The organism is Agrobacterium leguminum, from assembly GCF_005144435.2.
In the GTDB taxonomy this organism is placed as follows: Bacteria; Pseudomonadota; Alphaproteobacteria; order Rhizobiales; family Rhizobiaceae; genus Agrobacterium; species Agrobacterium leguminum.
This window is the reverse complement of the sequence record NZ_CP120211.1, coordinates 2107035-2131797: the sequence shown is the minus strand read 5'-3', so window position 1 is coordinate 2131797 and position 24763 is coordinate 2107035. Positions and strand designations below refer to the sequence as shown.

Sequence of the window (24763 nt, the reverse complement as noted above, 5' to 3'; positions counted from 1 at the left end):
TGTCGAGATAGAGCGATGCGGGTGCGTCTTGCCGATCTCCCTCCTTGTGGGGGAGATGCCCGGCAGGGCAGAGGGGGTAAACCACATACTCAAGTGGCATTACCCACAAACGCCCTGTCGTAAAACGCCCAAGGAACCCGACATGACGATCCGATCTTTTCTCGGAGCCATCTTCCTCTGGCTCACCCTGGGGATCGCAGCCCAATCCTTCGCGCAAAGCGAGCCGAAGGCGCTGGTCGACCAGCTCGGCACGGCGGATTTCAAGCAGGCCGAAGTGCTGATCGGGCAGATCGCCGCCACGGGCGATGCGCGTGTCGTGCCGGCGCTCGAGGCTTTTGCGGCGGGCGATCTTTACGTGCGCAAGGCCGACAATCTGGTGTTCATGACGAAACCGGCAGGTTCCAATTTTACGCTGATCGACCCGCTGACGGGCGAAAGTGCGGGTGAAGCGCCGAAGGCGGCTGTCAACAAGATCAAGGTCAACAATAATCTGCGCCGGGTCATTCGCGCCGCACTTGGCGGTCTGACCCTGCTCAGCCCGGAAAAATCCGTGCGGCTTTCCGCGGCAGACGCGGTTCTAAAAGCGCCGAGCGCCGAAAATCTCGAATTGCTGGAAGCGGCCATCGCCAAGGAGGCCGATACTGAGGTGCGGACCCGGATGGAGGAGGCGCGGGCTGTTTCGCTGCTCTCCTCCGAACGGTCGCTCGAACAGAAAAAAGAGGCAATCGCCACCATCAAGAGCCTTGGCGGGCGCGATGCCATCGGCATTCTGATGGCGGCCTCATCGTCGGTGGATCAGAGCCTGAAACCGGATATCGACAGCGCCATATCGAGCATCGAAAGCTCCCTTGCCTTCTGGGACTATGCGCAGAATGTCTGGTACGGCCTGTCGCTCGGTTCCGTGCTTTTGCTCGCCGCCATCGGCCTTGCCATCACCTTCGGTGTGATGGGCATCATCAACATGGCGCATGGCGAGATGGTGATGATCGGCGCCTATTCCACCTTCATGGTGCAGGAGGTGATCCGCACGCATTTCCCCGGCCTGTTCGACTGGTCGCTCGCCATCGCTCTGCCCGCTGCCTTTCTGGTGACGGCCTTCGTCGGCCTCGTGATGGAGCGCGGCGTCATTCGTTTCCTTTACGGGCGGCCGCTCGAAACGCTTCTCGCCACCTGGGGCATCTCGCTCATCCTGCAACAGGGTGTGCGCTCCATCTTCGGCCCCACCAACCGGGAAGTCGGCAGCCCGAGCTGGATGTCCGGCTCCTTCAGCGTCGGTTATCTCAATTTCACCTGGAACCGGGTGTGGATCGTCTGCTTCTCGCTTTCGGTGTTCTTCGCGCTGCTGGTGCTGCTGAAACGCTCCGCTTTTGGCCTGCAGATGCGCGCCGTGACGCAGAACCGCCGCATGGCCTCCTCCATGGGCATTCGCACCCCCTGGGTGGATGCCTTCACCTTCGCGCTCGGCTCGGGCGTCGCCGGTCTTGCCGGCGTGGCGCTGTCGCAGATCGACAATGTCTCGCCCAATCTCGGCCAGAGCTACATCATCGACAGTTTCATGGTGGTGGTGTTCGGCGGTGTCGGCAATCTCTGGGGAACGCTGGTTGGCGCCCTGTCTCTCGGCGTGCTCAACAAGTTCCTCGAGCCGACGGTCGGCGCCGTGCTCGGCAAGATCCTCGTGCTCGTTCTCATCATCCTGTTCATCCAGAAGCGGCCGCGCGGTCTCTTCGCACTCAAGGGAAGGGCGATCGAAGCATGATTACCGGCTTCCTCCTGCGCGCGCTCGACCGCCGCATCTCCATCGCCATCGGCATCATTCTGGCCATCGCCGTGCTGGTGCCGGCCTCCAACCTGCTGCTGCCGGCCGACAGCGCGTTCCGCATTCCGACCTATATCATGTCGATGCTGGGCAAATATCTCGCCTATGCGCTGCTGGCGCTAGCGCTCGATCTCGTCTGGGGTTATTGCGGCATTCTCTCGCTCGGCCATGCCGCCTTCTTCGCGCTCGGCGGTTATGCCATGGGCATGTATCTGATGCGGCAGATCGGCACGCGCGGGGTTTATGGCCATCCGGTGCTGCCTGATTTCATGGTGTTCCTCAACTGGAAGGAACTGCCGTGGTTCTGGCAGGGTTTCGACATGTTCTGGTTTGCGGCGCTGATGGTGCTGGTCGTGCCGGGGCTGCTCGCCTTCGTGTTCGGCTGGTTCGCCTTCCGCTCGCGTGTCAACGGCGTTTATCTCTCCATCATCACCCAGGCCATGACCTACGCCCTGCTGCTCGCCTTCTTCCGCAACGACATGGGTTTCGGTGGCAATAATGGTCTCACCGATTTCAAGGATATTCTCGGCTTCTCGGTGCAGGCGGATGGCACGCGCGCCGTGCTGTTCGCCATGACGGCGGTGATGCTGGCGCTCTCGCTGCTGATCGCCTCCGGCATCGTCAATTCCAAATTCGGCAAGGTGCTGGTGGGCGTGCGCGATGCCGAAAGCCGGGTGCGTTTCCTTGGCTTCAGGGTGGAAAACATCAAGCTCTTCACCTTCGTCGTGTCGGCCATGATGGCGGGCATTGCCGGTGCGCTGTTCGTGCCGCAGGTAGGCATCATCAATCCCGGCGAATTTTCCCCCGCCAACTCCATCGAAGTGGTGGTGTGGACGGCCGTGGGCGGGCGCGGCACGCTGATCGGGCCGATTATCGGTGCGCTGCTCGTCAACGGCGGAAAAAGCTATTTCACCGGCGCTTTCCCCGAATTCTGGCTGTTTGCGCTGGGCGGGCTGTTCATCGCGGTGACGCTATTCTTCCCCAAGGGCATCGTCGGCACGCTGCAACACTATCTGGCCCGGCGGCGCGAAAAGCGGGTCGCGCTTGCGGCAGGCGACGTCCAGCCGGGCAATGACAGCGGCTCGACAGTGGCGCAACAGGCGGCGGAGTGAGGCGGACATGAACACAGTTTCCGAAAACAGAACGAAAAGCCTGCTTTATCTCGACGGCGTCTCGGTGTCCTTCGATGGTTTCAGGGCGCTCAATTCCCTCTCCTTCGTGGTGGAACCCGGTGAGCTGCGCGCTATCATCGGCCCGAACGGTGCGGGCAAAACGACGATGATGGACATCATCACCGGCAAGACAAGGCCGGATACGGGCACGGTGCTGTTCGAAGACAGCATCGACCTCACCAAAAAGGACGAGGCGGACATCGCCCAGCTCGGCATAGGGCGAAAGTTCCAGAAACCGACGGTGTTCGAAAGCCATACCGTATGGGACAATCTGGAACTGGCGCTCAACCGCAAGCGCGGCGTGTTCGCGACGCTGTTTTACCGGCTGACGGAGGAAGACAAGGCCCGCATCGAGGAAATCCTCGCCACTGTGCGCCTCGGCCACCGCCGCGGCGATCTCGCCGCCAACCTCTCGCACGGCCAGAAACAATGGCTGGAAATCGGCATGCTGCTGGCGCAGGAGCCGAAGCTGCTTTTGGTGGATGAGCCGGTGGCCGGCATGACGGATGCGGAAACCGCTGAAACCGCCGTGCTTTTGAAGGAAATCGCCAAGACCCGTTCGGTTGTGGTGGTGGAACACGACATGGGTTTCATCCGCGAACTGGGGGTGAAGGTGACGTGTCTTGCCGAAGGCTCGGTGCTGGCGGAGGGATCGATCGATTTTGTGTCGAACGATCCGAAGGTGATCGAGAATTATCTGGGGCGGTGATGGAAGCGTCTGCGTTCGCCATACCCCCCTCTGCCCTGCCGGGCATCTCCCCCTCAAGGGGGGAGATCAGATGCCGCACCCGCCCGTTCCATGGGCAGAGTTTTCGCCGCTTGCCGATCTCCCCCCTTGAGGGGGAGATGCCCGGCAGGGCAGAGGGGGGTAGCGCCTCCCACCAATGCGCCAATGGAGTTTCACCATGCTGAACGTCGACAACATCAACCTCCATTACGGCGCGGCGCAGGCCTTGCGCGGCGTTTCGCTGACGGCGGAGATGGGCAAGATCACCTGTGTCCTCGGCCGCAACGGGGTGGGCAAAAGCTCGCTGCTGCGGGCCGTTACCGGCCAGCACGCCATCAGTGCCGGGACGATCAGCTTTGAAGGGGCGGCGCTGGATGGGCTGGCGCCTTACCACCGGGCCAAGCGCGGTGTCGGCTACGTGCCGCAGGGGCGAGAAATCTTTCCGCTGCTCAGCGTGCAGGAGAATCTCGAAAGCGGCTATGCGCCGCTGCCGCGTAAGGAACGGTTCATTCCCGACGATATTTTCAGCCTGTTTCCGGTGCTGCAATCCATGCTGGGAAGGCGCGGCGGCGATCTTTCCGGCGGCCAGCAGCAGCAGCTCGCCATCGGCCGGGCGCTGGTGACGCGACCGAAGATCCTCGTTCTCGACGAGCCGACCGAGGGCATTCAGCCGTCGATCATCAAGGATATCGGCCGGGCGATCAAATATCTGCGCGATTCCACCGGCATGGCGATCCTGCTGGTCGAGCAATATCTGGATTTCTGCCGCGAGCTTGCCGATTACGTCTACATCATGGACCGGGGCGAAATCGTGCATCAGGGGCTGGCCGAAACGCTGGATACACCGGAAGCGCGGCGTCACCTGACAGTATAAATCGAGACTAAAACCTTTGCGCGCCGATCACGGCGTGCAAACGGCCGATTAATATTTTGAAAGCCTATGCGCCTCGACATGGCTTTCATGCGTAATTTTAGCATTTCATTGAATAATTGCCTGTGATATTGGCAGCGCAAATGCTGCATGCGAGACACAGGAAAAGTCTATTCGCACGCCGCGACAGTTGATCCCTTACATTCCACGCACGTCCGACGTATCGTCGGGAAAACCGTGCCCAATAAAGGCGTGTCAATGCATCAAGACTTTGCCATTGGCCGGACCGCCCGGCTGTTCCGCTCCGCCCGCACCCTGTTTCTGGGTCTTGCGATGTGCGCGAGCGCCGGTGTCGCAGCGTCGGCATCGACCTGCGGTCAGTTGCCCGGACCCGGCATGGAACCGGGCAGGCATGATTTTTCCATTCTCTCCAACGGTGAAAAACGCGACGGCGTCTATTTTGTTCCCTCGGCCTATGATGGAAAAAAGCCGCTGCCTGTCGTGTTCGATTTCCATGGCTCCAACAGCAATCCGCATGGCCAGCTGAACCGCAGCGGCTGGGACAAGCTGGCTGAGCGTGACGGTCTGGTGGTGGTGGCGCTGGCCGGCAGCCTGAACGGCGAATTGCCGGGCACCCATGCCTGGAATGTTCCCGGTGTTACCAAGCGTCCGGGCGGGCTGGACGAGGTCGGCTTCATTCGCGATGCCATCACCATGGTGAAGGGCAAGTTCTGCGTGGATGAGGAGCGTTTTTACGGTTCCGGTTATTCCGGCGGCGGGCGCATGCTGTCGCAATTCATCTGCAATGGCAGCGCGGATTTCACCGCTGCCGGTTTCGTCGCCTCACTGCGCGCGGGTTATCCGCTGGAGACCGAGGGCAAATGGGCACCGGATGCGGCAAGCTGCACGCCGGCGCGGCCGATGTCCATCATCGCCTTTGCCGGACTGAAGGATCCCGCCAACCCCTATCAGGGCGGCGGCAAATCCTATTGGCAATATGGCGGCGAGACGGCGCTGAAGCGCTGGGCCGAGATGGACGGCTGCAAGGGCGCCGCCAAAAGCAAGGTGGGCGAAAGTTTCACGGTCAATTCCTACGATGTCTGCAAGGCTGGCGCACGCATTCAGTCCTATGTCATCAACGACTGGGACCACGCCTGGCCGCGCGCCACCATGAAGGCGGAAGTGCTGGCCGCGAGCGCCGTCGTCACCCGCAAGCCGGGCGGCGAACAGACGCCGAAGGCGGAACCGGCCGTGGAGCGCAAGATGCCCACAGGCGAAGTGACGCGCACGGTTGATGCGGCCGAAAGAATGTGGGATTTCTTCCGCAATACGGAAGGGCAGCTGGTCGTGGATGCCGTCGTCAAGAAGGATTGCGGCGCAAAGGCCTCATCCGCTTCCGCAACCGCTTCGGAGACCGCGTGCAGCCAGAACAGCAAGCCATCGGCCCTTCCGGTCGCCAAGACGCTCAACCTGTCCGGCAGCAGCGCGCCCGTGGCAGAGGACGCATTGTAACCAAAGCGGTTGAAGGGCGCAGCCGGCTGGAGGAACTGTTCCAGGAAGGCTGCGCCAAAATCCGTCTACCGGAAACCTTTTCAAACGAAGCCGAAGCCATTCTCATCAATTCCTCGGGCGGTCTGACCGGCGGAGACGAACTCGAATGGCAGGCGGTTGCCGGCGCCGGCACCTCGCTGGTGGTAACCACGCAGGCCTGCGAGAAGGTCTACAAGGCATCCTCCGGAACCGCCACCGTTACCGCCCGCGTTTCCGCCGGGCCGGGCGCCAGATTGCACTGGCTGCCGCAGGAAACCATCCTTTTCGACCGGGCGTCGCTGACCCGCCGGCTGGAAGCCGATCTCGACCAATCTTCCGAATTCATCGCCATCGAAGCCGTGCTGCTCGGCCGCCAGGCCATGGGCGAGGCGATGGCGTATGGCCTTTTCCGCGACCGCTGGCGCATTCGCCACGGGGGTAAGCTGGTTCATGCCGAAGAGCTTCTGCTGGAAGGCGAGGTAGCGGCGCTGACCGCGAAACCGGCGGTGCTGGCCGGTCAGGTCGCCTTTGCGACGCTGCTTTATATCGGGCCTCTGGCCGAGGCGCTTCTGCCTAAAATCCGGGCTATTGCCGGGGAAAGCGGCGGTGCCAGCGAATGGCAGGGCAAGCTTGTCGTTCGGGTCTCTGCTGAAGATGGTTTCTCCTTGAGAAAATTGCTTTTTCCGATCATTTCGCTCTTGCGAAACGGCGCGCCAGTGCCGAAAGTCTGGAATCTGTAAACCCTTCGGATCGTCGGCAACCGACGTCCTTCGGGGGTCTGTCAAACAAGTCGAATTTGGCCCCGGAAACGCTTTGATTTGCGGGGCAGGTGCGAAAGCTGCGGGACCACGATGAACCTTAGCCCAAGAGAAAAAGACAAGCTGCTGATTTCCATGGCCGCCATGGTGGCGCGCCGCCGGCTGGAACGCGGCGTGAAGCTGAACTATCCCGAAGCGATTGCGCTGATTACCGATTTCGTGGTCGAGGGCGCCCGCGACGGCCGCGCCGTGGCCGAGCTGATGGAAGCTGGCGCGCATGTCATCTCCCGCCATCAGGTGATGGAAGGTGTGGCCGAGATGATCCACGATGTGCAGGTGGAAGCGACGTTTCCCGATGGCACCAAGCTGGTGACCGTTCACGAACCGATACGGTGAGGGGGCGAATATGGCGTTGGAGCTTCGGCCCAATTGCGAATGCTGCGACCGCGATCTTGCCCCCGACAGCCGGGATGCGATGATCTGCTCGTTCGAATGTACCTTCTGCGTCGATTGCGTAACGGATGTGCTTCACGGCGCCTGCCCGAATTGCGGTGGTGAGCTGGTTCGCAGGCCCATTCGCCCGGCGGCGAAACTCGTCAATAATCCCGCGTCGACACGGCGCGTCCTGAAGGCTGAAGGCTGCACGGCGGCCAACGCTGCCTGAGACAAAAGGGGAAATACCATGAAACCAGGCGAAATCATTGCCGCAGAGGGCAGCATCGAACTCAATGCCGGCCAGCCGACCGTGACCATCGAAGTCGCCAATTCGGGCGACCGGCCGGTGCAGGTGGGCAGCCACTATCATTTCTTCGAGACCAATGCGGGTCTCCTGTTCGACCGCGACAAGGCGCGCGGCATGCGCCTCGATATTCCCGCCGGCACGGCGGTTCGTTTCGAACCCGGCCAGAAACGGGAAGTGACGCTGGTGCCGCTTTCCGGCAAGCGCGAGGTTTACGGTTTCCGTCAACAGGTCATGGGGAGGTTATGAAATGGCGACGGCGCATTATCATGGAAGCTGCCAGTGCGGCGATGTGAGCTTCGAGGTCGATGCCGATCTCGACCATACCGTCATCTGCAATTGCTCGCGCTGCAAGCGTCTCGGTTCCACGCTCGCCTTTGCGCCGCGTGAGAAATTCACGCTGCTTTCCGGCGAGGACAAGCTGGCGGAATATCTCTTCAACAAACACAAGATCCATCATCTTTTCTGCTCCACCTGCGGCATCGAGAGCTTTGCTTATGCTGACGGGCCGGATGGAACGCCGATGGTGGCGGTCAATGCCAATTGTCTCGATGGTGTCGATCCCCGGGCGTTGAAGCCGCAGGCTTTCGATGGCGCGGCGGCCTGAGCGATGGAGATGAGCCGAAAAAACGTCCTTATGGCGGCCGTGCTGTTCAGTGCGACCGCCGGCCTGTCCATGCCGGCCGCCGCACAGGGCGAGCCGGATTGCAAGGCCCCGCAGACACAGGCGGACATGACCATCTGCGCCGGCAAGGATTACGAAAAGGCCGACAAGCAGCTCAACGCCGAATATCAGAAGCTGCGCAAGCTGCTCACCGAGCGCGACAAGACGGCGGATGCAGATGGCAAGGGTGCGACCGACGCGCTGGTGACTGCCCAGCGCGCCTGGGTGGCGTTTCGTGACGCCAATTGCGCGCTTTCAGGCTTTCAGGCCCGCGGCGGCTCGATGGAACCGATGTTGATTTCCTCCTGCCTTGCCGAGATGAGCGGCAAGCGGGCGGAAGAGCTGCGTCAGTTGTCGGAAGGTTTCTGAACGCATGGGGCGGCGCATCACGATCGTTGGAAACGGGGAGCTGCCGCCGGGTGCTGCTGATTTCATCGATTGTTCCGATATCGTCATCCGCTTCAATGATTGCCGGTCGCTGGGGCCGGGCGGCACACGCACCGATGTGGTGGCGGTGTGCAATACCGGGCGGCCGGGCCGCGAAATGGCGGAAGGGACAGACTGGCGCGAGAGCGACGGCGTGCGGCAGGCCTCCGCCATCTGGTCGGTGCGCGATCCCGCAAAATTTTCCGAAATGGAACCGGATATCCGCGCACGCTGGCCGGAACTGACCGATTTCTGCGCCGATTATACCGCCGGCTTTGCCGCCATCGCACGAGAAGCCGGCAAGGGGCACATCGTCATCCCGCGCAGTGTGCATGAAAGGCTCGATGCCGCGCTCGAAGCCTATGCGCCCATGCCCTATGTCTGCCCCAGCACCGGCCTTTTCGCCATCGCCCATGTTCTTGAGAGCGTGAGCGACGATGGCGACGAGGTGGCGATTGCCGGTTTCGGTCATCAGGGCTGGAGTGGCCATCCATTTACCGCCGAACAACAGCTGGTCGAAGCCCTCGCGGGCGAGGGCCGGCTGACACGAATTTCTCCCACATCGATTTTCTCCGCGTCCGAAGGAGCCTGAGCCCATGCCCTACAAGATTTCCCGCGCCGCCTATGCCGGCATGTTCGGCCCGACCGTTGGCGACAAGGTGCGTCTTGCCGATACCGAACTCTTCATCGAGATCGAGAAGGACCACACGATCTATGGCGAGGAAGTGAAATTCGGCGGCGGCAAGGTCATTCGCGACGGCATGGGCCAAAGCCAGGCGACGCGGGCCGAAGGCGCGGTCGATACCGTCATCACCAATGTGGTGATCGTCGACCATAGCGGCATCTACAAGGCGGATGTGGGCCTGAAGAACGGGCGCATCCACGCCATCGGCAAGGCTGGCAATCCCGATACGCAACCGGGCGTGACGATTATCGTCGGCCCCTCGACGGAGGCGATTGCCGGCGAGGGCAGGATACTGACGGCCGGCGGCATGGATGCGCATATCCATTACATCTGCCCGCAGCAGATCGAAGAAGCGCTGATGAGCGGCATTACCTGCATGCTGGGCGGCGGTTCCGGCCCGGCCCATGGCACGCTCGCCACCACCTGCACCGGTGCCTGGCACATCGAGCGGATGATCGAAAGCTTCGATGCCTTCCCGATGAATCTTGGGCTCGCGGGCAAGGGCAATGCCTCGCTGCCGGCCCCTCTGGAGGAAATGATCCTTGCCGGCGCGTCGTCGCTGAAGCTGCATGAGGACTGGGGCACGACGCCGGCCGCCATCGACAATTGCCTGACGGTGGCCGATCAATACGATGTGCAGGTGATGATCCACACCGATACGCTGAATGAAAGCGGTTTCGTGGAAGATACGGTCGCCGCCATCAAGGGCCGCACCATCCATGCCTTCCATACCGAAGGGGCGGGCGGCGGGCACGCGCCCGATATCATCAAGGTCTGCGGCAATCCCAACGTCATTCCGTCTTCCACCAACCCGACACGGCCCTATACCGTCAATACGCTTGCCGAACATCTGGACATGCTGATGGTGTGCCATCACCTGTCGCCGTCCATTCCTGAAGATATCGCCTTTGCCGAAAGCCGCATCCGCAAGGAAACCATCGCGGCGGAGGATATTCTTCACGATATCGGCGCGTTTTCGATCATATCTTCCGACAGCCAGGCCATGGGCCGCGTCGGCGAAGTGGCGATCCGCACATGGCAGACGGCCGACAAGATGAAGCGCCAGCGCGGCCGCCTGAAGGAAGAGACCGGCGAAAACGACAATTTCCGTGTCCGCCGCTATATCGCCAAGTATACGATCAACCCGGCCATCGCCCAGGGTGTCAGCCACGAGATCGGCTCCGTCGAAGTCGGCAAGCGCGCCGATCTGGTGTTGTGGAACCCGGCCTTTTTCGGCGTGAAGCCGGAGATGGTGCTGCTCGGCGGCTCGATTGCCGCCGCTCCGATGGGCGATCCGAATGCTTCCATTCCCACGCCGCAGCCGATGCATTATCGGCCGATGTTCGCCGCTTATGGCAAGCTGCGCACCAATTCCTCGGTCACTTTCGTGTCGCAGGCGTCGCTGGATGCCGGCCTTGCCCAGCGCCTCGGCGTCGCCAAGAAGCTGCTGCCGGTGAAGAATGTGCGCGGCGGCATCTCCAAGGCGTCGATGATCCACAACTCGCTCACCCCACATATCGAGGTCGATCCGGAAACCTACGAAGTGCGGGCGGATGGCGAGCTTCTGACCTGCGAACCGGCAACGGTGCTGCCGATGGCGCAGCGTTATTTCCTGTTCTGACGGCATTTCGTGTTGAGACTTCTCACAAGGCGGATCGGCGGCGGCATGCTGCTGATCCTCCTGTTGCTTCTGCTCGGTACTGTCGTGCCGCGCCCGTTTTTCGCCGGGGATGTGAGCGACGGCGTGGTGGGTCGCGAAATCCTGCTGTTATCCAACCCGATTCACACCGATATCGCCCTGCCGGTTGACGACGATCTGCGGCGGGACTTTTCCGAATTGCAGGAGGGCGGCATTGCCGTCAACCATCCGGCGGCGGCCTATCTGGTGTTCGGCTGGGGCGGCCGGTCGTTTTACACCGAAACACCCACCTGGGCCGATCTGAAACCCATGCCGGTCCTGCGTTCGCTGACGCTCGACCGGTCGGTGATGCATGTGGATGTGACGGGGGATTTTCCCGCCGATCTTGCCGGGGTAAAGCGCCTTCGCATTTCCGAAGCGGGCTATCGGCGCCTCGTAGCCGCCATTCGCGCAAGCTTCCTGCGGGACGATGACGGGGGCGGGCCCGGGGGCAAGGTGCGGCTGATACCCGGCGTTTCTTATGGTCTGACGGATGCGTTTTTCGAGGCCAATGGCCGGTTCAACGCCCTTGTCGGCTGCAACACATGGTCGGCCGCCATGTTGCGAGAGGCCGGCATTCGCACCGGCTGGTGGACACCGTTGCCGCCATTTCTGCGCTGGTCGGTGGCGCTGCATAATTGATCCTCGCAAGCCGCGGTTTTCCTCCGGCAAAGCCTATTTTTATGCTGCACCGCAGCGCGTCTTGCGCTATGGAAACGGCAAAAGAATTCCGCGCGGATCGATCCCAAGCGATCCTCGTAAAACGCCAGAACAGGAGACAAGACATGCTCGGCAAAAAAGTGCCCGCCGTAACCTTCCGCACGCGCGTTCGCGATGAGGCCGTCGGTGGCCCCAACCCGTTCCGTTGGCAGGACATGACCTCCGACGATTATTTCAAGGGCAAGAAGGTCGTCCTGTTTTCGCTGCCCGGCGCCTTCACGCCGACATGCTCGACCTACCAGCTTCCCGATTTCGAAAAGCTGGCGGGTGAGTTCCGCGCGCTCGGCGTCGATGACATCTATTGCCTGTCGGTCAATGACGCCTTCGTCATGAATGCCTGGGCAAAGGGCCAGAACCTTGAAAACGTCAAGGTCATTCCGGATGGTTCGGGTGAGTTCACCCGCAAGATGGGCATGCTGGTCGCCAAGGACAATCTCGGTTTCGGCATGCGCTCCTGGCGTTACGCCGCCGTCGTCAACGATGGCGTCGTCGAGCAGTGGTTCGAGGAAGAAGGCTATTCGGACAATTGCGAATCCGACCCCTATGGCGTTTCCGCGCCGCAGAACATTCTGGAAAACCTGAAGGCCCGCGCTGCGGCCTGATTTTGGTTTTGCGATTTTACGAAGGCCCGGCCGCAATGCCGGGCTTTTTCGTTTTCTGGGACGTGATTGTCTTTCGCGATGCCGCCTCATCCGCACATCGTCATCCCGGACTACTCTCACGGCGCAGACGCGCCGTGGCTGGATGCCGGATCCAGTCCGGCATGACGGAGGAGAAGTTGCCGGACGCCTCAAGTCTTTACGCCGGCAATGCCGGCCTTTTTCATACCTTGCATTCATTCACCTTGAAATCACCCCGCCTATCCGGCAAAAATCGGACCCCCAAGACTGTTTCTGAAACGGATCATCCCATGCTGCGCGTCACCTCCTATCATCCGGCCGGAACTCCTGCCGACGAAGCTTCCGGTTATGTCACCCTGGCGCATGACCAGCGGCATCTGCGCCGCAAGCTGCTGCATCTGCAAAATGACGAGATGGTGATGCTGGACCTGAAGGAAGCCGTGCTGTTTGCCCATGGCGATCTTCTGGTGGTGGAGAACGGCGACCTGATCGAGGTTCGCGCAGCGGATGAAAAGCTGTTCGAAATCAAGGCGAAGGACCGTCTTCACCTGATCGAGTTAGCCTGGCATCTGGGCAACCGCCACCTTTCCGCGCAGATCGAGGAAGAGCGTATTCTCATCCTGCGCGACCATGTCATTCGCGCCATGCTGGAAGGTCTGGGCGCCACCGTGCGTGAGGTGGAAGAGCCATTCCAGCCGGCCCGCGGCGCTTACCACGCCCATGGCGGCCATTCCCATGGTCATGACCACGGGCATCACCATCACGATCACGGTTGAGCCGTGAGCGAAGATCGCGGCGTTGCCGCGCTGCTGCGGCTCATGGCCTGGCTGTCGCCGGCCTTTCCCGTCGGTGGTTTTTCCTATTCCGGCGGGCTTGAAAAGGCGGTGGAGGATCGGCGCGTCGGCGATGCGGCGGCCCTGCGCGACTGGCTCGAAACGCTGCTGCGCCACGGCAGCCTGTGGAACGATGTGGTGTTTCTGGCGCATGCCTGGCGCAGCGCCGGGGACGCGGCCATCTTGAGCGAAACGGCCGATCTGGCGCGGGCGCTGGCCGGTTCGGCGGAGCGATACCGCGAGACGGTGCTTCTGGGCGATGCTTTCGTTGCCGCCGCCGGGGCATGGCCGCATGCGGTTCTGGACCTGCTGCCGAAAGACGTTCCCTATCCCATCGCCGTCGGGGCGGTCGCTTCCGGCCATGCGGTGCCGCTCAGGGAAACGATTGCCGCCTTTTTGCATGCCGGGGCCTCGCAGATCGTTTCAGCGGGCATCCGCCTCGGGGTCGCGGGACAGAAGGATGGCGTTACCATTCTGGCCGCAAGCGAGGCGATCATCACGGCGATGGCGGCGCGGGCGATGCAATCCACGCTCGACGATCTCGGCAGCGCGACGATCATCGCCGATACGGCAGCCATGCGCCATGAAACGCAGGGCACGCGGCTTTTCCGCTCCTGATCGCGCTGCATGACGATCGTATTGAACGAGCGGATGCCGCTTGTTTCTTCTCCCCGCCGGGGAGAAGAAACTCGCGGCACGATCCTTGCATATATTGAAGCGTCCCGCTGAGGGACTATGTGAAACAAGACCAAAGCATATCGAAGGGAACAGAGTGATGAAATCGGGTAATGGGCCGCTGCGCGTCGGCATTGGCGGGCCGGTCGGTTCGGGCAAGACGGCGCTGACGGAGAAGCTCTGCAAGGCGATGAGCGCGGATTATTCCGTCGCGGTCGTCACCAACGATATCTACACCAAGGAAGATGCCGAGGCGCTGGTGCGCATGCAGGCACTGCCGTCCGAGCGTATCGTCGGGGTCGAGACGGGCGGTTGCCCGCATACGGCCATTCGTGAGGATGCGACGATCAATCTGCAGGCGATAGCCGGACTCAATGCGCGCTTTCCCGATCTCGATGTGGTCTTCATCGAATCCGGCGGCGACAATCTTGCCGCGACCTTTTCGCCCGATCTGGCCGATATCACCATCTATGTCATCTCCGTCTGCCAGGGCGAGGAAATTCCGCGCAAGGGCGGGCCGGGCATCACCCGCTCGGACCTGCTGGTCATCAACAAGAAGGACCTTGCGCCCTATGTCGGTGCTGACCTCACCGTCATGGACAGCGATGCGACCCGCATGCGCAACGCCATGCCTTTCGTGTTCACCGACATGAAACGCGGCGATGGCGTGGAGCGCATCGTCGGTTTCCTGAAAGAGCAGGGCGGTCTCTGACATATGGCTATCTCCCGCCGTTTCGGCGCTTACGAGGTTTCCCGTTTTGTCGACGGTGTCTACAAGGCGCCGGTCGGCCATCTCATCCACGGTCAGGGCGCCGAAGCGCTGGCTGCGACCCTTGTCAACCATCAGGGCGAAACGGTGGATATGGACGTCAACTGCTTTGCGCTGTCCGGGCCTGAGGGCATCTGGCTGATCGATGCCGGTTGCGGCACGGCCTGGGGTGCAGCCTATGGCCATGCCCGCGCGGCGATGATCGCCGCCGGGATTCAGCCAGCCGATGTGAGGCGCGTCATCCTCACCCATATTCATGGCGACCATGCGCTTGGCCTCATCGACAGTGACCAGCCTTATTTTCCCAATGCCGACATATGGGTTCCCGAGGCCGATCTCGGCTTTTTCAGCAGCGCGGAGGCGCGCAAGAGCCTGCCGCCAGCCCGGCAGGGCGGTTTCGACCTTGCCGCGCGGCTGCTCGACATTTGCGGCCCGATGCTGCGGCCGATCCCCATGGGCGCGGTCGCCGAGGGTATCGAGGCAGTCGCCATGCCCGGCCATACGCCGGGGCACACCGGTTATCTGATCGGCAACGGCGACGAGCGGCTGTTATTATGGGGCGATGTGCTGCATGTCAGCGCGTTGCAGGTGAAGGATCCCGGCGTCGGTTTTGTCTACGATATCGATTCCGCGCTTGCTTATGAAACACGCCTCAAGGCGCTGGCCGAGGCCGCCGATCATGGCTGGCTGGTTTCCGGCGGTCATCTCGGCGGATTTTTCCGTGTCGAGCAGCACGGCGACAGCTTCCGCTTCGTGCCGCAACCGGACTGATTTTCCGATTTCGGACATGCAGAAGGGCGGAATGCCTGATGGCATCCCGCCCTTCATCCTCTCCCGGTATCTTCAGATCTGCTTCAATGCGGCGACGTCATTGACCTGCACGATGCGTCCGCGCACGGTAACGCCAGCCTTTTTGAGTGCCGAAAAGGCGCGCGACAGCGCTTCCGGCGCGAGGCCGAGCTTGCCGGCGAGCAAGCTTTTCTGGAACGGCAGCCGTAGCGAAAAGGATGTCGCGTCGCGCGGGCCCTGATTGATGAGGTAATGGGCGACACGTTGCGGCGCCGTCTGCAGCCGGTCGTTGGCAATGCAGTCCATCGTGGCCAGCAGGCTGTTGGACAGGCAGCGCATGACGGCCTTGGCGATTGCCGGCTCCTGATCGATCAGGCTGCGGATTCTCGTGAGTTCGAACCGCGCCACGGTGCAGCTTTCCGCCGCCTGCGCGCTGTAGCGATAGGTATCGCTGCCGAAAATCAGGCATTCATTGAAGGTATCGCCGGGGCCGCTGACGCGCACATCCGCCTCGCGCCCATGCCGGTCGAGCCGGTAAAGCCTGATATAACCCGACAGCACGCAGTAGAAATGCTGCGCCGCTTCGCCTTCCTTGAAGAGCACATGGCGGGCGTTCACATTGGTGATGGTCGCCGCCTCCATCAGCTTCAATGCCGCCGCATCATCCGCTATCCCGATCAAGGGTGCACGCAGCAGAATGTTCCTGTCCCTGTTGCTCAGCTTCACGGTCTTGTTCACGTCCATCCGGCTCCCGCTCATACCTTTTGCCGGGCTGTCCGAAGCGATACGAAACCGGGGATGTTCGTGTTCCCGCACGCCTATCTGAAAAGAGCTCATCGCATTATCCTTCGACCGGCAATTCCCGATGCGAGGGAGATTAACAGTTCACCTGGAAAGCGAATTGATTTCGATCAAACAGGATTGCAGTCGTTACGGGGAGGAAATGGTTCGTCCATTCGTGCTTCAAAGCACGGTGGAGCAGATGGAGCGGTCGAGTGCCACATATTTCTTCTCCCCGAGGGGGAGAAGGTCGCGGCAGCGGGATGAGGGGGCGAGGGTTGAGATGTTCGGAGAAGGTGCCCCCTCATCCGACCCTTCGGGCCACCTTCTCCCCGGCGGGGAGAAGAAACAGGCGGCGACGTTTTGCTCTTTAAACATTCCCCAAAAGAAAACGCCGGGCACAGGGCCCGGCGTCTCAATCGTTATTCTGCGAGCTTCACTCCGCAGCAAGCGGCGGCAGCCGCAATATGTTGCTGCCCTTGTCCGCGGCCTTGTCGCCGGTGCCCTTTTCCATGCTGGCGACGCGTGCCTCCAGCGAGGAAAGCGCCAGGCTGTTTTCGCGGGCGATCTCCGAGAGTTTTTCGTTGGAGAGGGCCTCTTCCTCCTCTTCCTTCTTGCCGACGAAGCGGCCGAAGAGGTGGGCGAGCAGGCGCGACAGGTCGTCCATGATGAGGAAGAAGGCCGGCACCACGATGAGCGACAGCACCGTCGAGACGATGATGCCGCCGATCACCGCAATCGCCATCGGCGCGCGGAACGAACCGCCTTCGCCGACGCCGAGCGCGGAGGGCAACATGCCCGCCGACATGGCGATGGAGGTCATGATGATCGGGCGGGCGCGCTTGCGGCCGGCCTCGACCATGGCATGCACCCGTTCCATGCCGTGACGGCGCATTTCGATGGCGAAATCCACCAGCAGGATGGCGTTCTTCGTCACGATGCCCATCAGCATCAGGATGCCGATGAGAACGGGCATGGACAGCGCGTTCTGCGTGATGATGAGCGCGACCGCCACGCCGCCGATGGCAAGCGGCAGCGAGAACAGGATGGTGAAGGGCTGGATGACATCCTTGAACAGCAGGATGAGCACCACCAGCACCAGCATCAGACCGAGCAGCATGGCGTTGACGAAGCCCTGCTGCATTTCGCCCTGCACCTTGGCGTCGCCGCTTTCGGCAAGGCGAACGCTCGCCGGCAGGTCGGTTTCCGACACGATGCGCTTGAACTCCGCCGTCGAGGTGTCGAGCGCCGTGCCGAAGGGCACGTCGGAGCCGATGGAGACGACGCGGTTGCGGTCGTTGCGCTTGATAGAGCTTGGACCTTCCGAATAGTCGATATCGGCAACGCTATAGAGCGGCACCAGCGACCCGGAGGCGGTCTTGATCTTCAGCGCGCGGATGGTGGCGAGATCGCGGCGGGTATCGAGCGACGCCTGCACGCGGATCGGAATCTGCCGGTCATCCAGCGAAATCTTCGTCAGCTGCGCATCGATATCGCCGATGGTGGCGACACGCACGGTCTGCGAAATCTGCTGCGGCGTGATGCCGAGACGGGCGATTTCATCCTTGCGCGGGCGGATTTGCAGTTCGGGGCGGGGCAATGCACCTTCCGAGCTGACATTGGCAAGGATGGGCGAAGCGCGCAGGCGGCTTTCGAGAATACCGACGGCGTCGTTCAGATCCTTCTCGTTCGTCGAGAGGAAGTTGAAGGAGAGCTCGCGTTCCGCACGGTCGTTCAGCTTGATGATGCGGACATCCGGAATGCCGCGCACCTGCGCGAAAATATCCCGTTCCACATCCCATTGCGGACGTATGCGACCCTTTTCCTCCACCTTCGGCAAGTATTGGCCGATGAGCGGAATGGAGCCCAGCCCCTTGTTGACCACCAGCTTGAGCAGCGAATGGTCGATGTGCTGGAGGATGACGTTGACGGTGGCGCGGCGAAGCTCCAGATCGCCCTTGGGCGAAGCGCCGCCGAGGATGAAGACGCTTTCGACGCCGTTGATGTCACGCAGGGCATGATAAATCTGCGTCGTCGTGCGGTCGGTTTCGTCGAGCGTCGCATTGGGCGGCAGTTCCACCGAAAGCGTCACGCGTGAGGCGTCGTCCGGCGGCAGGAAGCTCCCCGGAACGCCGGCAAGCAGAATGACGGAAGCGACGAGGAAGCCAATGGCGCCGAGCAGCGTCAGATAGCGCGCCCACCACTTGCGGGTGGTGGCGGTCACCATGCGCGTATAGGCCTTCATCAGCCGGCTGTCATTGTCGTGGTGATCGTCCATCGCATCTTCGGCGCGCATTAGATAGGCCGCCATCAACGGTGTGATGAGACGGGCCACGGCGAGCGAGAAGAACACCGAGAAGGCGACGGTGAGGCCGAACTGGATGAAGTACTGGCCGGGAATACCGGGCATGAACGACACCGGCACGAAGACCGCGATGATGGTGAAGCTGGTGGCGATGACGGCAAGGCCGATTTCATCCGCCGCTTCGAGTGCCGCCCGATAGGGCGTCTTGCCCATCTTGATATGGCGGGCGATATTCTCGATTTCCACGATGGCGTCGTCCACGAGAATACCCGTGGCGAGCGTCAGGGCGAGGAAGCTGACGAGGTTGAGCGAGAAGCCCATGATATCCATGATCCAGAAGGTCGGGATCGCGGAAAGCGGCAGCGCCACGGCGGCAATCAGGGTCGCGCGCCAGTTGCGCAGGAAGAGCAGGACGACGATGACGGCGAGGATCGCGCCTTCGATCAGCGTGTCGAGCGCGGCCTTGTAGTTGCCATAGGTGAAATAGACGGCGTCATCGACCATTTCGATCGACACATCCGGATGATTCTTGCGCACCTCATCGAGGCTTGCCGCCACGGTTTCGGCGACCGATACCTCGCTCGCGCCCTTGGAGCGGAACACCGCGAAGGTGACGGCGGGGTTGCCGTTGAAGCGCGAGAAGGATTTCTGTTCCTGATAGGTGTCGGTGACCGTGCCGAGCTCGGAAAGCTTGACGAAACGGCCGTTGGAAAGCGCAATCGTGGTGTTGGCGAGCTGGCTCACATCGCGCGTGTCGCCGAGCGTGCGGATGGTCTGCTCGTTGCCGCCGACCTGGCCGCGGCCGGAGCCGAGATCGATATTGGTGCCGCGCAGCTGGCTGTTCACCTCGGTTGCGGTGATGCCATAGGCGTCGAGCTTTTCGGGGCTCAGCGAAACGCGCACCTCGCGGTCCGCGCCGCCGTAGCGGTCGACCTTGCCGATGCCGGACTGGCCCTGGAGCGAACGCTTGATCGTGTCATCCACGAACCAGGACAGTTCTTCCAGCGTCATGTTGGGCGAGGAGACGGCGAAGGTCTGGATCGCCTGTCCCTCGACGTCGATCTTGCTGACGACAGGCACTTCGATATCGGCGGGCAGGTCGCTGCGGATCTTGTCGATGGCGTCCTTGGTGTCCTGAACCGCCTCTTCCGTCGGCTTTTCGATGCGGAAGACAACCGTTGTCGTCGACTGTCCGTCGACCACGGTGGACTGGATTTCGTCGACGCCGCTGATGGCGGCGACGGCGTCCTCGATCTCCTTCGTCACCTGCATTTCCAGCTCGGACGGCGAAGCGCCGCTCTGGGTGACCGTGACGGCCACGACGGGAACGTCGATGTTCGGAAAACGGGTGATGGGCAGGGTGTTGAACGCCTGCATGCCGAGGATCATCAAAAGCGCGAAGCCGAGCAGCGGCGCAATCGGGTTACGGATTGACCATGCGGAAAAGTTCATCTCATTCCCTCAGTCAGTTGGACGCAGCCGTCTGGGCTTCCACCGGTCTTATCCGGTCACCATCACGCACGAATGCTCCAGCTTTCTCGACAACCTTGTCTCCAGCGGCAAGACCGCTGACAATCTCGATAAAACCGCCGTCTTCGATGCCGGTCTCGATCTTCACCTGCTTGACGACGTCGCCTTCCACCTTGCGGGTGGTCGAGCCTTCACGCCCGGAGGTGACGGCCGACAGCGGCAAAGCGAGCGCATTCGTCTCCTCGACGATGATCGCCGCGCTGGCATACATGCCGGAACGCGCCGGGCTGTCGGTCGGCAGAACCACATGCACGGAGCCGAGGCGCGTCGTCGGGTCGACGGTGGGTGAAACGAGGCGCACCTTGCCTTCTATTTTCTCAGCTCCGCCGGCAACCGTCAAATAGGCTTTCTGGCCTGCCTTGACCTTCTGGATATCGGTCTCGGAGAGATCGGCGACGAGTTCTATCGCGCCGTCCTTGATGACGGTGAACAGCGGATTGCCCGCACCGCTGGCGATTGCGCCAACCTTGGCGTTCTTGGCGGATACGATGCCGGCGACCGGGGTTTTCACGCCGGTGCGCGTCAGCTTCAGATCGATGTCGTCGATCTGCGCATCGACGACCTTGATGTCGGCTTCGCCGGCGGAAACGGCCTGTTTGGCCGCATCGAGGCGGGCCTGCGCCACCTGAGCGGCCGCTTCGGTCTTTTCCGTCTCGGAGACGGAGCCGGAGCCGCTCTGGCCGAGCTTGGCGGCGCGGTCGCGCTGGCGAAGGGCGTCATTGAGATTGGCCTGCGCTTCCAGCACCTGCGCCTTCGACTGGGTGACGGAGGCTTCGGCCTTGGCCTTGTTGGCCTCAAGCTGGCTCTTTTGCAGCACGAGGCTGTCGGAGGACAGCACGGCCAGAACCGCATTCGCTTCCACCCGGTCGCCGATATCGGCATTCAGCGTGTCGATGGACAGGCCGTCGACCAGCGGCTGGACGTAAATCTCGTCCACGGGGCGGATCGTGCCGGTGGCGATGATGCGGTCCACGAGATCGCGTTTTGCCGCATGGGCGACGATGATGGAAGGCAGGTTCTGCTGTTTGACCGGCGCCTGCGCCTCTCCCTCGGCGGCTGCGGAGAGGGGAAGCGCCGTTGCGGAAAGAAGAAGGAATACAAAGCGGTTAAACGTGACTTTATGCTGCATGTGTCTTGGCTCGCGCAATATCCGATCGCATGTCCTGCAGCCCCAGGGCTCTTTTTTAAAAGGTCATGCGATAGCGAATGTGAAACAAGGGATCACAATACTTCCTTTTCGATCCTCCCGATTCAAACGCCCCTCAACGCGAATCTTAAGCACCTTTGCCCTGTGCTTATTTTACAAGATCAAATTTGGCAGTCTTGTGGGCGGGACTGTAATTCTTGTTGTCGTACAAATCAATCCGCATAGCCGCGATGGTTGATATACATTTTTGTATAGGTCGAGATATTGTAATTCGTCAAATGGGTTACCAGTGGAGTGTCCGGCTGGCTGCATGTTCGCATTGTTCGTAAAGTTTCGCAAAATCTGTGCGTTTTGGCAAAACGTATCATCCGCACACCGTCACCCCGGACGAGATCCGGGGTCCAGCGCGATCAAGTCCTTGATCGCGAGAGACTCTTATAACGGCGCAGACGCGCCGTGGCTGGATGCCGGATCTAGTCCGGCATGACGGAGGAGAGGTTTTAAATTTTCTTCGTGAATCCGAACGCGCGGAAATACCGCGCGTTCGGTGATTTGGCGGTCGGTCCGATTATTTCAGCGCCGCATCGGTGATTTCGGTGGTGTAGGCGCCTGTCGGTTCCTTGGTGATGACCGGATCGGAGCCGCCGCCCAGCAGCGTCTTGACCGTGCGGTCATAGTCCGCCTTGTCGAGCGCACCCTTCGAGCCGGCGGTGAGTTTTGCCACTTCGCCCATCATGCGCTTCTGGTGTTTTTCGGTCTGGGCGCCGGAGGCGTCGTTTTCGAGAACGATATCGGCGGCATCGTCCGGGTTTTCTTCCGCCCATTTCCAGCCCTTCATGGAAGCGCGGACGAATTTGACCATGTCTTCCTTGAACTTGGCGTCCTTCAGCTTGTCTTCCAGAACGTAAAGCCCGTCTTCCAGCGTCGCCACGCCTTCCGCCTCGTATTTGAAGGTGACGAGTTCCTCCGGCTTGATGCCAGCATCGATGACCTGCCAATATTCATTATAGGTCATGGTGGAAATGCAGGCGGCCTGCTTTTGCAGCAGCGGATCGACATTGAAGCCCTGTTTCAGAACAGTCACGCCGTCCGCCCCGCCGGTGGTCGGGATTTTCAGGTGCGCCATCCAGGACAGGAACGGATATTCATTGCCGAAGAACCAGACGCCCAGCGTCTTGCCCTTGAAATCTTCCGGCTTGGTGATTCCGGTTTCTTTCAGGCAGGTCAGCATCATGCCGGAGGTCTTGAACGGCTGGGCGATATTGACCAGCGGCACGCCTTTTTCGCGGGTGGCGAGTGCGGATGGCATCCAGTCGACGATGACGTCAGCACCGCCGCCGGCCAGAACCTGCGCGGGTGCAATGTCCGGGCCGCCGGGCTTGATATCGACATCGAGGCCTTCGGCTTCGTAGAAACCCTTGTCCTTGGCGACGTAATATCCGGCGAATTGCGCCTGGGTGACCCATTTGAGTTGAAGGGTAATCTTGTCGGCGGCCTGCGCTCCGAATGCGGTCAGGAGTGACGCGCCGGCAAGAAGCATGGATGCAAGTTTCATTTTCATCGCTGTTCCCTTTTTCGTTATTACGTTCGTCCCCCACGGACGGACGGATGCCAGAAGGTGACGGCCCGCTCCGCGAGCGCCACGAGACCATAAAAACCGGAGCCGGCGAGCGCGGCGACCGCGATTTCGGCCCAGACCATATCGACATTGCTGCGGCCCATTTCCGCCGAGATGCGGAAACCCATGCCAACGATTGGCGTGCCGAAGAATTCCGCGACGATGGCGCCGATCAGCGCCAGCGTGGAATTGATCTTCAGCGCGTTGAAGATGAAGGGCCAGGCGGCGGGCAGGCGCAGTTTCAGCAATGTCTGCCACCAGCCGGCGGCATAGGTGCGCATCAGGTCGCGTTCCATGTGGCTGGAAGCGGCAAGCCCCTGCACCGTGTTCACCAGCATGGGGAAGAAGGTCATGATGACGACGACGGCGACTTTCGACTGCCAGTCGAAGCCGAACCACATGACCATGATGGGGGCGATGCCGACGACAGGCAGAGCGGAGACGAAATTGCCGATGGGCAGCAGCCCGCGCTGGAGGAAAGGCGACCGGTCGATGAGAATGGCGACGGCAAAGCCGAGGCCGCAGCCGAGCACATAACCCGTCAGTACCGATTTGATGAAGGTCTGGCGGAAATCTGCCCAGAGGATCGGCAGGGAGCCCGCGAGCCGCGCGAGGATGGCGCTCGGAGCCGGCAGCAGGATGGGCGGCACGGAAAAACCTCGCACCACGCCTTCCCAGAGCGCGAGGATGGCCAGCCCGAAGAGGAGCGGCACGGCGATGCGGCCGATACGTTTTGCCGCTGGCGTGGAGACGTGGCGGCGCACCAGCCATTCGTTGAAGGCCCAGGCGGCAAGCCAGAACAGGATCGCGCCGAAAAACCAGCCGGGATGGGTCATGGCCGGGCTCCCATTCTCTTGAGGACGGCGGCATGGGCGATGCCGATGATGGACACCAGCAGCGCTGCCACCCCGGCGGCCATGAACAGCGCCGCCCATATCTGCACCGTCTGGCCGTAATAGGAGCCGGAAAGCAGGCGCGCGCCGAGCCCGGCAACGGCGCCCGTCGGCAATTCACCGACGATGGCGCCGACCAGCGCGATGGCGACGGCGATCTTCAGCGAGGTGAAGAGATAGGGCAGCGCTGCGGGCCAGCGCAGCTTCCAAAATATCTGGCCGGGTGAGGCATTATAGGTGTGCATCAGGTCGAGCTGGATGGTTTCCGGGCTTCTGAGACCCTTCACCATGCCGACGACGATGGGGAAGAAGGAAAGATAGGTCGAGATCAGCGCCTTCGGCAGCAGCCCGGAAATGCCGATGGAGTTCAGGACGACGATGATCATCGGTGCGACGGCGAGGATCGGGATCGTCTGGCTGGCGATGATCCACGGCATGACGGAGCGGTCCATGGCGCGGTTATGCACGATGGCGACGGCAAGCAGGATGCCGAGTACCGCGCCGATGGCGAAACCGAGCAAGGTGGCCGAGAGCGTGACGCCGGCGTGATAAATGAGGCTGCGCTTGGAGGTGATGGCCTTGTTGACGGTGGTGTCCCACAGTTCGGCGGCAATCTGGTGCGGGGCGGGGAGAACCGGGCGTTCCTGCGCGAAGGTTTGCGGCAGGAGTTCGAAGAAGCCCGGTGTTTGACCGGCGCGGGTGGCCTGATCGCGGGCGAAGGGCATGTTGAGGTAGACGACCGCGAGGTGCCAGAGGATGAGGATGGCGAGGAGGACGGTGAGGATGGGGAGGATGCGGTGGCGGAGGAGGGTCATGGGTTTTCGCTCCGTCGCTCACTGCGAGGGTGCGGCTTACCCCCCTCTGCCCTGCCGGGCATCTCCCCCTCAAGGGGGGAGATCGACTCGTGGTTGGGTCTCGCCCATCTCAGCGTTTGCGAATGGAGAGGTGGTAGGGCCTCCTGCCGATCTCCCCCCTTGAGGGGGAGATGCCCGGCAGGGCAGAGGGGGGTGAAGCTTGC

25 protein-coding genes are annotated in these 24763 nt (G+C 61.7%); 19 read left to right on the top strand and 6 right to left on the bottom strand.

Translation table 11 applies throughout. From position 1 onward, the window contains the following. The first annotated feature begins 142 nt into the window (after positions 1 to 142). The 19 genes from urtB (at position 143) to aidB (ending at position 15454) form a co-directional block, all read left to right on the top strand. Positions 143 to 1756, top strand: coding sequence for an urea ABC transporter permease subunit UrtB (gene urtB / locus CFBP4996_RS10435; protein ID WP_080850986.1), 1614 nt, complete (start codon positions 143 to 145; stop codon positions 1754 to 1756). Continuing rightward, positions 1753 to 2928: an urea ABC transporter permease subunit UrtC gene (gene urtC, locus CFBP4996_RS10430; RefSeq protein ID WP_080850987.1), complete on the top strand. Its 1176-nt coding sequence runs from the start codon at positions 1753 to 1755 to the stop codon at positions 2926 to 2928. Before urtB ends, urtC begins: the two co-directional genes overlap by 4 nt. A 7-nt stretch (positions 2929 to 2935) precedes the next feature. After that, positions 2936 to 3697 carry an urea ABC transporter ATP-binding protein UrtD gene (urtD, locus tag CFBP4996_RS10425; RefSeq protein ID WP_080850989.1) on the top strand — a complete coding sequence of 254 codons (762 nt, stop codon included), beginning with the start codon at positions 2936 to 2938 and terminating at the stop codon, positions 3695 to 3697. A 196-nt stretch (positions 3698 to 3893) separates the two neighbouring features. Beyond that, the gene (urtE, locus tag CFBP4996_RS10420; RefSeq protein WP_031233384.1) at positions 3894 to 4589 is read left to right on the top strand and encodes an urea ABC transporter ATP-binding subunit UrtE; all 696 of its coding nucleotides are present in this window, start codon (positions 3894 to 3896) and stop codon (positions 4587 to 4589) included. Positions 4590 to 4844: 255 nt separating this feature from the next. Further along, the gene (locus tag CFBP4996_RS10415) at positions 4845 to 6098 is read left to right on the top strand and encodes a CE1 family esterase (protein WP_080850992.1); all 1254 of its coding nucleotides are present in this window, start codon (positions 4845 to 4847) and stop codon (positions 6096 to 6098) included. Next, positions 6005 to 6856, top strand: a complete 852-nt coding sequence (locus CFBP4996_RS10410) for an urease accessory protein UreD (protein ID WP_162935819.1) — start codon at positions 6005 to 6007, stop codon at positions 6854 to 6856. The genes CFBP4996_RS10415 and CFBP4996_RS10410 overlap by 94 nt, the downstream gene beginning before the upstream one ends. A gap of 111 nt (positions 6857 to 6967) precedes the next feature. After that, a complete protein-coding gene (locus tag CFBP4996_RS10405) occupies positions 6968 to 7270 on the top strand; it encodes an urease subunit gamma (protein WP_031233386.1) in 303 nt (100 codons plus the stop codon). A 10-nt stretch (positions 7271 to 7280) separates the two neighbouring features. Then, positions 7281 to 7538 (top strand): DUF1272 domain-containing protein, encoded by a 258-nt coding sequence (locus CFBP4996_RS10400; protein WP_080850995.1) that lies wholly within the window; start codon positions 7281 to 7283, stop codon positions 7536 to 7538. A gap of 18 nt (positions 7539 to 7556) precedes the next feature. Beyond that, positions 7557 to 7862, top strand: coding sequence for an urease subunit beta (locus CFBP4996_RS10395; protein ID WP_020808767.1), 306 nt, complete (start codon positions 7557 to 7559; stop codon positions 7860 to 7862). Between the two features lies 1 nt (position 7863). Continuing rightward, entirely contained in the window at positions 7864 to 8220 is a 357-nt protein-coding gene (locus CFBP4996_RS10390; protein WP_020808768.1) for a GFA family protein, read from the top strand. A 3-nt stretch (positions 8221 to 8223) separates the two neighbouring features. Next, positions 8224 to 8646: a lysozyme inhibitor LprI family protein gene (locus CFBP4996_RS10385; RefSeq protein ID WP_162935820.1), complete on the top strand. Its 423-nt coding sequence runs from the start codon at positions 8224 to 8226 to the stop codon at positions 8644 to 8646. 4 nt (positions 8647 to 8650) lie between these two features. Continuing rightward, the gene (locus CFBP4996_RS10380; RefSeq protein WP_080850997.1) at positions 8651 to 9295 is read left to right on the top strand and encodes a Urease operon accessory protein; all 645 of its coding nucleotides are present in this window, start codon (positions 8651 to 8653) and stop codon (positions 9293 to 9295) included. A 4-nt stretch (positions 9296 to 9299) separates the two neighbouring features. Continuing rightward, positions 9300 to 11009: an urease subunit alpha gene (gene ureC / locus CFBP4996_RS10375; protein WP_080850999.1), complete on the top strand. Its 1710-nt coding sequence runs from the start codon at positions 9300 to 9302 to the stop codon at positions 11007 to 11009. Positions 11010 to 11018: 9 nt separating this feature from the next. Next, the gene (locus CFBP4996_RS10370; protein ID WP_162935821.1) at positions 11019 to 11708 is read left to right on the top strand and encodes a TIGR02117 family protein; all 690 of its coding nucleotides are present in this window, start codon (positions 11019 to 11021) and stop codon (positions 11706 to 11708) included. A gap of 143 nt (positions 11709 to 11851) precedes the next feature. Continuing rightward, entirely contained in the window at positions 11852 to 12388 is a 537-nt protein-coding gene (locus tag CFBP4996_RS10365; RefSeq protein WP_003520599.1) for a peroxiredoxin, read from the top strand. A gap of 308 nt (positions 12389 to 12696) precedes the next feature. Beyond that, entirely contained in the window at positions 12697 to 13182 is a 486-nt protein-coding gene (ureE, locus tag CFBP4996_RS10360; protein ID WP_003520598.1) for an urease accessory protein UreE, read from the top strand. 3 nt (positions 13183 to 13185) lie between these two features. Then, complete coding sequence (locus CFBP4996_RS10355) at positions 13186 to 13857, top strand: urease accessory protein UreF (protein ID WP_162935822.1); 672 nt, start codon at positions 13186 to 13188, stop codon at positions 13855 to 13857. A 157-nt stretch (positions 13858 to 14014) separates the two neighbouring features. Beyond that, positions 14015 to 14626 (top strand): urease accessory protein UreG, encoded by a 612-nt coding sequence (ureG, locus tag CFBP4996_RS10350; protein WP_020813394.1) that lies wholly within the window; start codon positions 14015 to 14017, stop codon positions 14624 to 14626. A gap of 3 nt (positions 14627 to 14629) precedes the next feature. Then, positions 14630 to 15454, top strand: a complete 825-nt coding sequence (aidB, locus tag CFBP4996_RS10345) for an AidB family quorum-quenching N-acyl homoserine lactonase (protein WP_080851004.1) — start codon at positions 14630 to 14632, stop codon at positions 15452 to 15454. A gap of 72 nt (positions 15455 to 15526) precedes the next feature. On the opposite strand, the gene CFBP4996_RS10340 is transcribed toward aidB, so the two are convergent. The 6 genes from CFBP4996_RS10340 to CFBP4996_RS10315 form a co-directional block, all read right to left on the bottom strand. Next, complete coding sequence (locus CFBP4996_RS10340; protein ID WP_003510124.1) at positions 15527 to 16216, bottom strand: Crp/Fnr family transcriptional regulator; 690 nt, start codon at positions 16214 to 16216, stop codon at positions 15527 to 15529. Between the two features lie 472 nt (positions 16217 to 16688). Then, a complete protein-coding gene (locus tag CFBP4996_RS10335; RefSeq protein WP_080851006.1) occupies positions 16689 to 20009 on the bottom strand; it encodes an efflux RND transporter permease subunit in 3321 nt (1106 codons plus the stop codon). Positions 20010 to 20022: 13 nt separating this feature from the next. Next, on the bottom strand, positions 20023 to 21216 hold the full coding sequence (locus CFBP4996_RS10330; RefSeq protein WP_003520590.1) for an efflux RND transporter periplasmic adaptor subunit: 1194 nt from the start codon (positions 21214 to 21216) through the stop codon (positions 20023 to 20025). Positions 21217 to 21802: 586 nt separating this feature from the next. Further along, positions 21803 to 22795: an ABC transporter substrate-binding protein gene (locus CFBP4996_RS10325; RefSeq protein ID WP_080851009.1), complete on the bottom strand. Its 993-nt coding sequence runs from the start codon at positions 22793 to 22795 to the stop codon at positions 21803 to 21805. Positions 22796 to 22815: 20 nt separating this feature from the next. Further along, the gene (locus CFBP4996_RS10320) at positions 22816 to 23688 is read right to left on the bottom strand and encodes an ABC transporter permease (RefSeq protein ID WP_080851011.1); all 873 of its coding nucleotides are present in this window, start codon (positions 23686 to 23688) and stop codon (positions 22816 to 22818) included. Next, positions 23685 to 24560, bottom strand: a complete 876-nt coding sequence (locus tag CFBP4996_RS10315; RefSeq protein ID WP_059754454.1) for an ABC transporter permease — start codon at positions 24558 to 24560, stop codon at positions 23685 to 23687. Before CFBP4996_RS10315 ends, CFBP4996_RS10320 begins: the two co-directional genes overlap by 4 nt. Positions 24561 to 24763 lie beyond the last annotated feature (203 nt).

Excerpts from the sequence above, each read along its gene's own strand:
- CFBP4996_RS10380 (WP_080850997.1), top strand. The coding sequence starts at position 8,651 with ATGGGGCGGCGCATCACGATCGTTGGAAACGGGGAGCTGCCGCCGGGT.
- ureG (WP_020813394.1), top strand. The coding sequence starts at position 14,015 with ATGAAATCGGGTAATGGGCCGCTGCGCGTCGGCATTGGCGGGCCGGTC.
- ureC (WP_080850999.1), top strand. The coding sequence starts at position 9,300 with ATGCCCTACAAGATTTCCCGCGCCGCCTATGCCGGCATGTTCGGCCCG.
- CFBP4996_RS10315 (WP_059754454.1), bottom strand. The coding sequence starts at position 24,560 with ATGACCCTCCTCCGCCACCGCATCCTCCCCATCCTCACCGTCCTCCTC.
- CFBP4996_RS10385 (WP_162935820.1), top strand. The coding sequence starts at position 8,224 with ATGGAGATGAGCCGAAAAAACGTCCTTATGGCGGCCGTGCTGTTCAGT.
- urtC (WP_080850987.1), top strand. The coding sequence starts at position 1,753 with ATGATTACCGGCTTCCTCCTGCGCGCGCTCGACCGCCGCATCTCCATC.
- CFBP4996_RS10400 (WP_080850995.1), top strand. The coding sequence starts at position 7,281 with ATGGCGTTGGAGCTTCGGCCCAATTGCGAATGCTGCGACCGCGATCTT.
- CFBP4996_RS10320 (WP_080851011.1), bottom strand. The coding sequence starts at position 23,688 with ATGACCCATCCCGGCTGGTTTTTCGGCGCGATCCTGTTCTGGCTTGCC.
- CFBP4996_RS10415 (WP_080850992.1), top strand. The coding sequence starts at position 4,845 with ATGCATCAAGACTTTGCCATTGGCCGGACCGCCCGGCTGTTCCGCTCC.
- CFBP4996_RS10330 (WP_003520590.1), bottom strand. The coding sequence starts at position 21,216 with ATGCAGCATAAAGTCACGTTTAACCGCTTTGTATTCCTTCTTCTTTCC.
- CFBP4996_RS10365 (WP_003520599.1), top strand. The coding sequence starts at position 11,852 with ATGCTCGGCAAAAAAGTGCCCGCCGTAACCTTCCGCACGCGCGTTCGC.
- ureE (WP_003520598.1), top strand. The coding sequence starts at position 12,697 with ATGCTGCGCGTCACCTCCTATCATCCGGCCGGAACTCCTGCCGACGAA.
- urtE (WP_031233384.1), top strand. The coding sequence starts at position 3,894 with ATGCTGAACGTCGACAACATCAACCTCCATTACGGCGCGGCGCAGGCC.
- CFBP4996_RS10340 (WP_003510124.1), bottom strand. The coding sequence starts at position 16,216 with ATGGACGTGAACAAGACCGTGAAGCTGAGCAACAGGGACAGGAACATT.
- urtB (WP_080850986.1), top strand. The coding sequence starts at position 143 with ATGACGATCCGATCTTTTCTCGGAGCCATCTTCCTCTGGCTCACCCTG.
- CFBP4996_RS10395 (WP_020808767.1), top strand. The coding sequence starts at position 7,557 with ATGAAACCAGGCGAAATCATTGCCGCAGAGGGCAGCATCGAACTCAAT.
- CFBP4996_RS10390 (WP_020808768.1), top strand. The coding sequence starts at position 7,864 with ATGGCGACGGCGCATTATCATGGAAGCTGCCAGTGCGGCGATGTGAGC.
- CFBP4996_RS10405 (WP_031233386.1), top strand. The coding sequence starts at position 6,968 with ATGAACCTTAGCCCAAGAGAAAAAGACAAGCTGCTGATTTCCATGGCC.
- CFBP4996_RS10325 (WP_080851009.1), bottom strand. The coding sequence starts at position 22,795 with ATGAAAATGAAACTTGCATCCATGCTTCTTGCCGGCGCGTCACTCCTG.
- CFBP4996_RS10335 (WP_080851006.1), bottom strand. The coding sequence starts at position 20,009 with ATGAACTTTTCCGCATGGTCAATCCGTAACCCGATTGCGCCGCTGCTC.
- aidB (WP_080851004.1), top strand. The coding sequence starts at position 14,630 with ATGGCTATCTCCCGCCGTTTCGGCGCTTACGAGGTTTCCCGTTTTGTC.
- urtD (WP_080850989.1), top strand. The coding sequence starts at position 2,936 with ATGAACACAGTTTCCGAAAACAGAACGAAAAGCCTGCTTTATCTCGAC.